At 41.0% G+C, this 11,535-nt stretch carries 11 protein-coding genes and 1 riboswitch; of the genes, 2 read left to right on the plus strand and 9 right to left on the minus strand.

The window, feature by feature from the left end; translation table 11 throughout:
* Nucleotides 1–13 precede the first annotated feature (13 nt).
* From ASC42_RS08565 to ASC42_RS08590, 6 genes are all read right to left on the minus strand, one after another.
* Nucleotides 14–826 (minus strand): carbohydrate ABC transporter permease, encoded by an 813-nt coding sequence (locus ASC42_RS08565; protein ID WP_055441408.1) that lies wholly within the window; start codon nt 824–826, stop codon nt 14–16.
* Nucleotides 823–1,701: a carbohydrate ABC transporter permease gene (locus tag ASC42_RS08570; RefSeq protein ID WP_055441409.1), complete on the minus strand. Its 879-nt coding sequence runs from the start codon at nt 1,699–1,701 to the stop codon at nt 823–825. The genes ASC42_RS08565 and ASC42_RS08570 overlap by 4 nt, the downstream gene beginning before the upstream one ends.
* Nucleotides 1,673–2,773, minus strand: coding sequence for an ABC transporter ATP-binding protein (locus tag ASC42_RS08575; protein WP_055441410.1), 1,101 nt, complete (start codon nt 2,771–2,773; stop codon nt 1,673–1,675). The genes ASC42_RS08570 and ASC42_RS08575 overlap by 29 nt, the downstream gene beginning before the upstream one ends.
* On the minus strand, nt 2,770–3,336 hold the full coding sequence (locus ASC42_RS08580; RefSeq protein ID WP_055441411.1) for a glycerol-3-phosphate responsive antiterminator: 567 nt from the start codon (nt 3,334–3,336) through the stop codon (nt 2,770–2,772). The genes ASC42_RS08575 and ASC42_RS08580 overlap by 4 nt, the downstream gene beginning before the upstream one ends.
* 215 nt (nt 3,337–3,551) lie before the next feature.
* On the minus strand, nt 3,552–5,270 hold the full coding sequence (gene cysI, locus ASC42_RS08585) for an assimilatory sulfite reductase (NADPH) hemoprotein subunit (protein ID WP_141653508.1): 1,719 nt from the start codon (nt 5,268–5,270) through the stop codon (nt 3,552–3,554).
* Between the two features lie 8 nt (nt 5,271–5,278).
* The gene (locus ASC42_RS08590) at nt 5,279–7,051 is read right to left on the minus strand and encodes an assimilatory sulfite reductase (NADPH) flavoprotein subunit (protein WP_055441413.1); all 1,773 of its coding nucleotides are present in this window, start codon (nt 7,049–7,051) and stop codon (nt 5,279–5,281) included.
* Between the two features lie 137 nt (nt 7,052–7,188).
* Here ASC42_RS08590 and ASC42_RS08595 point away from each other — a divergent pair, with 137 nt between their 5' ends.
* Complete coding sequence (locus ASC42_RS08595; protein ID WP_055441414.1) at nt 7,189–8,070, plus strand: LysR family transcriptional regulator; 882 nt, start codon at nt 7,189–7,191, stop codon at nt 8,068–8,070.
* Nucleotides 8,071–8,101: 31 nt separating this feature from the next.
* Here ASC42_RS08595 and ASC42_RS08600 read toward each other — a convergent pair whose 3' ends face one another.
* Nucleotides 8,102–8,281 (minus strand): small acid-soluble spore protein H, encoded by a 180-nt coding sequence (locus ASC42_RS08600; RefSeq protein ID WP_055441415.1) that lies wholly within the window; start codon nt 8,279–8,281, stop codon nt 8,102–8,104.
* A gap of 80 nt (nt 8,282–8,361) precedes the next feature.
* Nucleotides 8,362–9,015 (minus strand): hypothetical protein, encoded by a 654-nt coding sequence (locus ASC42_RS08605; protein ID WP_055441416.1) that lies wholly within the window; start codon nt 9,013–9,015, stop codon nt 8,362–8,364.
* A gap of 37 nt (nt 9,016–9,052) precedes the next feature.
* A riboswitch (cyclic di-GMP riboswitch) is annotated at nt 9,053–9,136 on the minus strand.
* A 129-nt stretch (nt 9,137–9,265) separates the two neighbouring features.
* On the opposite strand from ASC42_RS08605, the gene ASC42_RS08610 reads away from it, so the two are divergent.
* Nucleotides 9,266–9,976, plus strand: coding sequence for an NAD-dependent deacylase (locus ASC42_RS08610; protein ID WP_055441417.1), 711 nt, complete (start codon nt 9,266–9,268; stop codon nt 9,974–9,976).
* Nucleotides 9,977–10,016: 40 nt separating this feature from the next.
* On the opposite strand, the gene ASC42_RS08615 is transcribed toward ASC42_RS08610, so the two are convergent.
* Nucleotides 10,017–11,420 (minus strand): PH domain-containing protein, encoded by a 1,404-nt coding sequence (locus ASC42_RS08615; RefSeq protein ID WP_055441418.1) that lies wholly within the window; start codon nt 11,418–11,420, stop codon nt 10,017–10,019.
* Between the last annotated feature and the right edge of the window lie 115 nt (nt 11,421–11,535).

An 11,535-nucleotide genomic window follows, 5' to 3' on the forward strand; every position in this document is an offset into this window, starting at 1 on the left:
TAATTCCCCCTAACTATTTAATTGCTCCTTGCATCAAACCTTTTTGCAATTGCTTTTGCCCAACAAATAATAAAAGTAACGTTGGTAAAATAACAATCATTACCGCAGCCATCACCACCCCCCATTCTGTCGCCATTTCTTGCGTTTGCATTTGTTTTAAACCAATTTGAACCGTTCGTACACGTTCATCATTCGTTACAAGGAGCGGCCATAAATACATATTCCATGTTGTTAGAAAGCTATAAATTCCTAATGTAGTTAAACTTGTTTTTGAAAGAGGCAAAACGACATACCAGAAAAAACGAAAATGTTTTATGCCTGATACTTGAGCCGCTTCGTATAGCTCAAATGGAATGGTTTTAAAATGTTGACGCAACAAAAATATGCCAAAAGCCAAAGCGAAAAACGGAACCGTTAAACCGAAGTAATTATTCGTCCATCCTAAAGCTTGAACGGTTAAATAGTTTGGAATGACTGTTGCCTCCCAAGGAATAAGCATCGTTGTAATTGTTAAAAAAAACAATACATTTCTCCCAGGAAAACGAAGAAAAACAAAAGCATATGCCGCCAAACTAGAGACAATTAGCTGTCCAATCATCACAACGAATGAAACAAAAAAACTATTCCACAAATATCTCGCCAGCGGAACTTTTTCAAATGCAGCTGCATAGTTTCGAAAAGACCAATCATTTGGCCACCACCTTCCTTGTAAAAGCTCAGCACCGCTTAGAAAGCTAATAAGAAATGCATACATCATCGGAAACATCAAAATGATTGCACAAACAACTAACATGGCATACAACACGATTTTTTTTAGAAGGTTCATTGATAATGCACCTTCCTTTCAACAAGCACAAATTGTAAAAATGTCACAATTAGCACGATCAAAAACAATACCACTGCTTGAGCACTTGCAAACCCGAAATTATAATTGATAAACGCTTCCCGATAAATAGAGTAAACAAGTACAGTTGTCACATTCATAGGACCGCCCTTCGTTAAAATATCGATTTGTCCAAATGTTTGAAAAGAATGGATAAGTGAAACAGTCACAATGAAAAATAAAGTCGGTGATAATAATGGAATAGTAATGCGCCATAGTTGATACATGCGGCTGAGTCCTAGAACACTTGCATTTTCATATAATGTAACGTCAATATTTTGAAGCCCGCCTAGTAAAATTAAAAAAGAGAATCCAATATTCATCCAAACTGTTGCAATGGAAACCGCAATTAAAGCTGTATCAGGATGGAGGAGCCATTGGCGTTCCTCTCCACCAAATGCAAAAATAAGTTTGTTTATTATTCCTACGGCAGGATTGTACATAAACATCCAGATGACAGAAGATGCCGCTACACTCATTCCTAACGTCGAAGAAAAACATGTACGAAATAACTGTATTCCTTTTAGTTTTTCATTTGCTAAAAGGGCTAAAAAGAAAGAAATGATTACTGTTGGTGGAACAGTGTATAACACGAACAAAAACGTTGCTTTCATGCTCTCTTTAAAATTTCGATCTTCTAGCAAGTAAAGAAAATGTTCTAATCCAACATATGTCGTTGGGTTTCCTTGGAAATCAGTCATGTATAAGCTTAAATAGCCTGTGCGAACCATTGGGTAAAAAACAAAGATTGAAAATAAGAGGAAAGAAGGAAAAATATATAAAACTCCTTCAATAGCTCGTTTCATCGTATGTGACATACTTATCTCCCCCTTTCACTATTCTTTTCCCTTCTTCATCAAAAAAGAGAACGTGCTCGTCATGAATTGAAATACGTACTTGTTGTCCTATTTCAATTGAATGCTGCCCATGCCACCGAGCAATCCATTCGTCTTGTTCTGTTAGTTTTAATGTCACAAGTGTTTCTGTACCTAGCCGTTCAACATGTGTAACTGTTAGCCATACATGTGGCTCGTGTTCATGTGCAAGTCTAATGTGTTCTGGTCGAACACCAATCGTTCCATATTTATTGTCCATTTGCGCGTGATGAGCAATCTTTACAATCCATTCTTGTTGTAATAAAAATAAATCGTTTAACTTATGTACTTTAGCCATATTCATTGGAGGAGAACCAATAAATGAAGCAACAAATGTATTGTTCGGATTGTTATATACATACAACGGTTCGCCAATTTGCTGAATTCGTCCATCATATAATATCATCATCCGATCAGCCATCGTCATTGCTTCTACTTGGTCGTGTGTCACATAGATGATTGTCATACCAAGTTGGCGTTGCAGTTGCCGAACATATGAACGCATATGTGTACGCAATTTTGCATCTAAATTCGATAGTGGTTCATCCATTAAGCAAATCGGTTTTTGAGAAACGATAGCTCGTGCAAGTGCTACTCGTTGTCTTTGCCCTCCCGAAAGGTGACGCGGTTTCTTTTGAAGATAATCCGTTAAGCCTAACATTTCAGCTACATCCTTACAACGTCTTCGCTTCTCTTCCTTTGACAGTTCCGCATTATATAATCCTAGCATTATATTATTTTCAACAGTTAAATGTGGGTATAACGCATAGTTTTGAAATACCATGGATATATATCGTTCGCTCGGTGGCGTATTGTTCATTTCTTTCCCTGCTATTTTTAATTGTCCATCGGTAATGTACTCTAAACCAGCAATCATGCGTAACAACGTACTTTTCCCGCATCCTGACGGACCAACAAGAACAAAAAATTCCCCCTCTTGAATTTGTACACTTATATCATGAAGAACAAATGTTTTTCCATCGTAAGACTTACTTACATTCCTCAATTCAATCATTGTAATCCCTCTTTCTCAGCTATTTTCCATAATAACGGATTTCCCGTCGATACAGCTTGTGCTCCTTTTCGTAATGCTTGAACCATTTGACCACGATTTTGAATTAATCCTCCTGTAATAACTGGAATTTTTATTTGCTTCACTAAATGCTCAACCATGTCAGGCACGATGCCAGGCATAACTTCAAGCGCATCTGGCATGACTTGTTGAACGGCTTGTAGCCCGTTTTCAACAGCGTCTGTATCTACTAAAAATAAACGTTGAATTGTCCATAGCCTTTCCTTTTTCGCTAACTGAATCAACGTGCTTTTTGTCGAAACAATTCCGTGTGGTTGAACAAATTTTGCTAAAAATTGTAGTCCTTCTTTGTCATAGCTAATGCCCGGTATTTTTTCGATATGCACAAATACATAGCGATCATGAGCTTTTAACAACTCAACGTACCTTTTGATGACGCTGATTGTACCGGTTTGTAGTAGCGCTGTTCTCCACTTCGTTTGTAAAAATAGCTCAATATGCTTTGGCTGCTTAATTGTCGCAATAAATTGATCTTGTAAAAACATTACAAACGCCCCCTTGTAAACAAAAAGAAACCGAAAACAACGGCAGAATGACACATCCACGCTGTTGTTACGGTTTCTCCTTTTCTCCACCTTTTTTATTCACTTTTCTGATTTTGATTTTATCTTTCTTTTATTAAGACCATATTATATTCATTTGAATATTTTGTTAATTATATGTTAAGAAAATCGGCTTCCCCAATGGAAAGCCGATTTTCTTAATCATAAAAGTTCGTTCCGTCTGTCACTTCTTTTACGATACATGCGCGAATGACGAAGTCGCCAAAACGTTCGCCAGCGAAGCGTTCTTTCGCATAGCGAGAAAGAAGCATACGAAGTTCAGATAAAATTTCTTTTTCTCCGATATTTTCCCGATACAATTTTCCGAGGCGACTGCCGTCAAACGCTGCTCCAAGGTACATATTGTATTTACCAACGGATTTGCCGATAAATGCAATTTCCCCAAGCACATGGCGGGCACAGCCGTTCGGACAGCCCGTCATACGAATCGTAATTTCTTCATCGCGAAGGCCGTTTTCCTCAACAATTTCCTCAATTTTATCGATGAGTGTCGGCAAGTATCTTTCCGCTTCTGCCATCGCTAATCCACATGTTGGTAGCGCCACACAGGCAAGAGAATTGCGGCGAAGCGCACTATAATGTTTGCCATCGGTCAATTTGTATTGTTGAATGAGCGCATCAATTTCTTCTTTTTTCTCGCTTGGCACGTTCGCAATGACTAAGTTTTGATTAGCTGTTAAACGGAAGTCACCTGTATGCACTTTCGCAATTTCTCGCAAGCCTGTCATTAACGGATAATCATCCGCATCTTTCACCCGACCGCCTTCGACAAATAACGTAAAATGCCACGTCCCGTTTACCCCTTCAACCCAGCCGTAGCGATCGCCATTATGTTCAAAATGATACGGACGCGCTTCTTCTAGCTCCCAACCAAGCCGACGCTCTAATTCTGCTTTGACAGCTTCAAGCCCTAGTCGGTCGATCGTATATTTAAAGCGGGCGTGTTTGCGTACGGAGCGATTGCCGTAATCGCGCTGAATCGTGACGACTTTTTCTGCCACGTCAATGACTTGTTCTGGCTTACAAAAGCCAATCACTTTCGCGAGCTGCGGATATGTCGTACGGTCGCCGTGCGTCATTCCCATTCCGCCGCCGATTGCTACATTAAAGCCTACAAGTTTCCCTTGTTCGACAATCGCAATAAACCCGAGGTCTTGCGAAAATACATCGACATCGTTTGACGGTGGGACGGCAATGCCGATTTTAAATTTCCGCGGCAAGTACAGTGCTCCATAAATCGGCTCTTGCTCTACTTCTGGTGTACCGGCTACTTTTTCTTCATCCAACCAAATTTCGTAATACGCCCTTGTTTGTGGCAATAAATGGTCACTTAACATTTTCGCCCATTCATACACTTCCGCATGCACTTCTGACTGGTACGGATTCGGATTGCACATAACGTTTCGGTTGACGTCGCCACATGCGGCTAACGTCGTAAATAGGGCATCGTTAATGGCTTGCAGCGTTTTTTTCATGTTCCATTTTAATACGCCATGAAACTGAAACGCTTGCCGTGTCGTAAGCTTCAATGTCCCGTTCGCATATGTCCGCGCCAACTCGTCCATCGCAAGCCATTGTTCTGGTGTCGCTACACCGCCTGGCGTGCGAACTCGGATCATAAATTGATACGCTGGTTCTAATTTTTGTTTTTGCCGCTCGGATCGCAAATCGCGATCATCTTGCAAATAGCTGCCATGAAATTTCATCAACCGATTATCATCTTCTGGGATACCTGCTGTGATGCGATCTTCCATCGTTTCTTTTAACGTGCCGCGCAAATAGTTGCTTTCTCGTTTAATTCGCTCGACGTCGCTTGGCGGTCCATCTGGCGCGGTTAATAAAAATTTTTCCACAATGATCCCCCCTAATATACATCGCGTTGGTACCGCTTTTGTTTTTGCATCTCAGCTATATAAGCTTCTGCTTGTTCGCTACTCATTTGTCCTTCTTTTTCGATAATATGAATAAGCGTCTGATGAACGTCGCGCGCCATACGCTGCTTATCACCGCAAACGTAAATAGCTGCTCCTTCTTCTAACCATCGGAACAACTCTTTCCTTTGTTCGAGCATCCGGTGTTGGACGTACACTTTTTCTTTTGTATCGCGCGAAAATGCGACGTCCATTTTCGTTAACACACCGTTTTTCAACCACGTTTGCCATTCCGTTTGGTAAAGGAAATCGGTCACAAAATGTTGATCGCCAAAAAATAGCCACGATTTTCCTTTTGCTCCCATCGCCTCCCGCTCTTGCAAAAAGCTGCGAAACGGTGCCACTCCCGTACCTGGTCCAATCATAATAATTGGCGTATTTGTGTCTTTCGGCAGTTTAAAGTTCGGATTGTGATGAACAAACACCGGAAGTTTGTCACCGATTTGCAGGCGCTCTGCACAAAACGTCGAGCAAACGCCCTTTCGCAACCGCCCGTGCGCTTCGTAACGAACCGCACCAACGGTAATATGCACTTCCTCTGGATATGCTAATAAGCTGCTTGCGATCGAATAAAAGCGTGGCTGCAGCTTCCGCAAAGAAGACACAAACTGCTCTGGCACCATTTCCCACGGGCCAAACTCGCGAAGGACATCGAGCACATCACGCCCTTTCATATATTCTTTTCGCTTCGCTTCTTGTTCAACAGAAAGAAACGCATGAAACGCTTGATTATGCGAAAATGAAGCAAATGCTTGCAATAATTGCTCGGTTAATACGGTAATTTCTAAACGGGAGAGCAACGCTTCGCGTAACGGTTCTTCCTTCCCTTCCACAGAAACCGGTGTGGCTGGATTCCATTTCATTTCTTGAATAATAAGACCGACAAGTTCTGGGTCGTTTTTCGGAAAAACACCGAGCGCATCGCCTGGTTCAAATGCAAGCCCTGAGCCTTCAAGCGATAATTCGATATGGCGCGTTTCTTTATTTGAGCCGCGTCCATTTAAGTTGATGTTTTCTAATACTTCTGCTTGAAACGGATGCTTTCGTGAATAAAGCGCAGTTGGCTGTACTTGTGCAGAGGGCGCTGCTACGGAAACCGCTCCTTGCTTATCTAGCTCGTTCAGCACCCCTTCAAGCCATTTCGCTGCCGCTTCTTCGTAATCGACGTCACAATCGACGCGCTCGTACAACCGCTCTCCGCCTAGCTCTTCTAACCGTTTATCAAAATCTTTTCCCGTCTTGCAAAAATGCTCATACGACGTATCGCCGAGCGCCAATACCGAAAAACGAAGATGATTGAGCTTCGGTGCGCGCTTGCTGTGAAGAAATTCGTAAAACGATAACGCATTGTCCGGCGGTTCCCCTTCTCCGTAAGTGCTAACGACAATAAGCAATGTATTGATTTTTTTCAAATCGTTCGGCTTCCAATCAAGCATCGAGGAAACAGTGACGTGAAACCCGCGATGTTTAAGTGTTTCTCCTGCTTTCTCCGCCAATTTTTGTGCGTTTCCTGTTTGTGACCCGTAAAGGACAGTCACTTCTTTCGATACAGGGGCTTCTTGTTGTACCGCTACACCGACCGACTCTGTGGCAGCTAAATAGCCGCTCAGCCAAAGCTTTTGCGCTGACGTTAATGTCGGCCAAAGCCGGTTGAGCAGTTCAACTTGCTGTTCGCTAAATGGACTGTTTGTTACTTGAAATGGCAACTTTGTTCACCTCTTTTTTCTACTATTCCTATAAATCAAGTATGTTTTATTTGACTTTACCGCAAAAAATAAAATTAGTAAAATAAATATAAATTATCAGAACTATTTATTTTCTTAATAATTAAGGGGCGATCGTCGTGTACGAAGAATTAAAAACATTTATTACTCTAGTCGAGGTGAAAAATTTCACAAAAACAGCAGACATTCTTCATTTATCCCAACCGAGTGTAAGCTTGCACATTAAAAACTTAGAAAAAGAATTCCAAACGAAACTATTTATTCGCTCCCCGAAAAAATTACAAATGACACCAACGGGAGAATTGCTTTACGATCGGGCGAAAAAGATGATTGCCTTGTACGAGCAAACAAAACAAGACATTTTACAACATCACGATTGTGTGAAAGGGACATTAAAAATTGGAGCTAGTTTTACAATTGGAGAATACGTGCTACCTTCTTTTTTATTTGCCTTACAAAACGATTACCCAGACTTGCATCTCGAAGTCATCATCGGCAACACGAAAGAAATTGTGGAGCTCGTCCGCACGTATCAAACGGATATCGGTTTAATTGAGGGACAAACGAATGAAAAAGAGCTTACGGTATACCCGTTTATGCAAGATGAGCTAGTTATCGTTGCTTCGAATGACCATCCGCTCGTTCGCCAACAAGCCGTATCGATAAACGATCTACAAAATCAAATATGGATTACACGTGAATTAGGATCAGGCACACGTGAATATTTTCATCATTTCATTCGCTCAAACGGGATAAAAGTGAAATCGCTCATGATCATTAGCAGCAATCAAGGAATTAAAGAAACATTAATGCGTGGAAACGGATTAGCCTTTCTTTCACGCCATGTAATTGAGCGCGAATTAAAACAAGGTCATTTATCGATTGTCTGCTTAAATCATCCGCCTTTTTACCGAACGTTTTCTTATCTTTATGCACCAACGATGAAAAACAACAAACTTGTACATTTATTGATTGATTTGCTCGAACAAAAAAGGATGTGACAAACAAGTTGCTTTGTCACATCCTCACCGCTTAATGTTCCTCTAGCTGTGTCACAGGCACGCGCTGTTGTCTTTCGGGGTTGTCCAAAAAGTGAATCGTCGCCATTTCGGTTTGTGCATCGACATGTTCAATGTACACCGATTTTCCGTTATACGTCACATTTTTCATATCAGGTGACTCGGCAATTTGTTGTGCACGTATGATGTTCATCCCGCTTTCCTCCTTTCAAACAATGATTATCGTCTACGTTTTGTAGCAAAATATACAAAAAAGAGCGCCAAAAGGCACTCTTATAACAGTTCAAGTAGCTTCTCTTTATTTTGTTGTACTTTTTCTTCTAACGTCTTTACTTTTTCTTTCAACGCTTGTATGTTGGCGTCATCCGCAGGCAATTTCTTTTCTAACGCACGAATTTCATTTTTTACTGCTTTTAACTGGTTAGAAGTAGAAATAAGTTTTCCAATCCATTTGTCTAGTTCTTCTTGCTTTTCCGCTTCATCTTCTTCATCCACTTGTACAACGGTGGATTGTTCAGTTGTCGTCACAGCAGCGCTATTTTGCTCATTAACTACTTCTGTTGTTTGTTCATTTTCGTCTGTTTTTTCATTTGGAATTAGTTGTTCGTTTGGCATGCTAAGCGCTGCAAGTGCCGCTGTTACCTCATCCAAACGCAATTCAATCTTACCGAGTTTTTTATTTAATTCTACTAATTTGTTTTTCAACATTTGTTGTTCTTTCTTCTGTTTGGCTAGTTCTTGTTTTTTCTTTTCTTCTTTTTTCTTTTCTTCTTTTTTCTTTTGCGCTAACAGTTGTTTTTTATTCGCTTCTTCTTTTTTCACAATAACATGACTCTTCTCTACATGTTTTCCGTCATGCTTTGCTGCGAAAGTAGGAGAAGCAACAAGCATCCCTGCTAATAAAATCGGTAAGCCTTTTTTCAACATTACCTTTCTCCTCCATTTCATATGTATTCTTTTTGGTAATGGCAGCTGGCTGGCATAGGTTCTTCCCTTAGCCCCTATAGCTTTGCGACGCTAAGTTTCCTTAGCTGTGCCCTTACTTTTATTATACTGCTCTTATTTTTATACACATGAATCGAAAGTCCTTATTCTTCTCATAAACATATGTGAAAATAAAGGAAGAAAAGGGCGAACATAGAAGTAAGTATTGGTAGATAAAAAGGAGGTATACAGGATGCTAGAAAAGTGGTTGAAAGAGTCTTCGTATACAGTCGTATTTACTGGGGCGGGAATGTCTACAGAGAGCGGGCTTCCCGATTTTCGTTCGGCAAAATCAGGACTTTGGCGTACGAAAAACCTACAACAATTAGCGAGTACGTATGCTCTGCAACATAACCGCGAGGAATTTATCGCGTTTTACCAATATCGCATTCGCGCGCTTCTTGAATGCCAACCACATATCGGACATACAATTTTAGCCAATTGGCAAACACGAGGGATTATTCATCAAATCGTCACACAAAATGTTGACGGCTTTCACCAACAAGCAGGCAGTACAAATGTCATTGAATTACATGGGACGTTGCGAACAGTTCGTTGCTTACGCTGTAAGCAAACGTACGATGCGAAACGATATGTAGAAGAACAGTTTGAGTGCACATGCGGCGGATTTTTGCGCCCTTCCGTTGTCTTATTTGGCGAATCGTTGCCATATGATGCAATTGAACAAGCATGGAAAGCAGCCGAACGGGCGGACTTATGGATTGTGCTCGGCTCTTCTTTGCAAGTATCGCCGGCGAACGAACTTCCCGTCATCGCCAAACGAAATGGAGCAAAATTAGTCATCGTGAACATGGAACCGACGCCATTCGATGATTGGGCAGATTTAATTGTACATGGCCGTAAAATCGGAGAAGTGTTGCAGGAAATTGACGAATTCCTTTGATTGTGTCCCAAAATATGTTCTTTTGGGACACAATCATCGCTTATTCTTTATTTTCCAAAAACCATTCGTATATTGCTTTTGCCTCACGTTCGTCCACATCAACGACTTTTTTGCGTATGCCTGGCATGACCGTCGCATGTACGGTACATAATCGAGCGCGTTGTTGCATACGACTCTGTGATATGGTAAACGACTGAATGCGCTGTTTTAGCATATATACCGTTTTTATCGTCAGCCATCCACTTCGGAGTGCTAGCTGTTCACGCTCAAGCGCTACTCCCGCTCGTTTATAACTTCGATAGCCGACATGTACTGCGGGTAAAAGGAGAAGGAGCGTTTCAAATCGCTGAAAAAATACGATTGTGATGACCGGAATTAGCATAACCTTATAGAGCGATCTCAACATATAGCGCCAACGGGCACGTGTACATAGCGATCGGAACGAATTGTGCAAACGATATTCAGGAAAACACGTCGCAACAAGAGAAGTGACTTCGTTTTTACGAACAAGCGGAAACAGCACGAGACTGCCATGTTTTCCATCATCAAGTGCTCCTCCGGCATGAATAAGGTGCACAGAAACATAACCGAACAAGTAACGAATCGGACTTTCCTTCACTGCAATGGCTTGAACGCGCTCAATCGATGTAGAAATGCTCTTTTTTTGCAGCAATCCTGTTGTTATCGTTATCGTTTTGTTTTGTTTGACAACCGTAAAGTTCATATAGCGAAAAAGATGACCGATCACAGACAACACATAAGCGATCATAAGAACGACAAGTAAAAAGACAAGTGTAGAAGCTGTATCGTCAACGCGAAAAAATATGTTTAGCCGTTCAAACGGAATGAAATTATCAAAATCAGAAAGAAATGCACCAATCGCTGCAATGACTCCAAAAACACCACCACTTGTGATGGATAAAAACAATACGTCACGAAAGCGAAGTGTAAATACGATATCCGTCTTATATTCTATTTCTATAAACATGTTTTCTCGTTTTTGGTGATGCACCGCTCGCTCTATTTGCTTTGCTTCTTCTATGGAAACCGCTGAAAGTATTACTTCTGGCTCATCAATTTGCCTGCCAGCTGTTTCAATATGTACTTGTACAACACCTACAAGCCGCTGCAACAACCCTGACGAATGTGAGATACCTTGAATACGATCAAATGGAATATACCGTTTCTTTTTTACAACTATCCCTTGTTCAATATACATGTTGTGCTCTTCTAAACGATATGTAAATCGCCGCCACGACATATACCCAGCAAACATAGCGTATAAAAGAAATAAAAACAACGGTGACCAATCAACAAAAGGGTCTCCTGTTTTCTCTTTTATCGCAATAAGTAAGACAAGGGCAAGAAAAGGTCCTTGTTTCAACCGCTTCACCATGTGAATGACAATCGCAATCGGATGCAACCGCTTCTTTTCATGCATCATTTTCATCTTCCTTTACTAAAGAAACCCGTGGTGCTAGTTGAGCGCTAGCGCTCAACTAGCCCGAGTGTGACAAGCGAATACACCAACAATATGCCATCTAGTGCCACTTCAAATC

Origin of the sequence: Anoxybacillus suryakundensis (assembly GCF_001418025.1) — a bacterium.
Taxonomy (GTDB): Bacteria; Bacillota; Bacilli; order Bacillales; family Anoxybacillaceae; genus Anoxybacillus; species Anoxybacillus tengchongensis.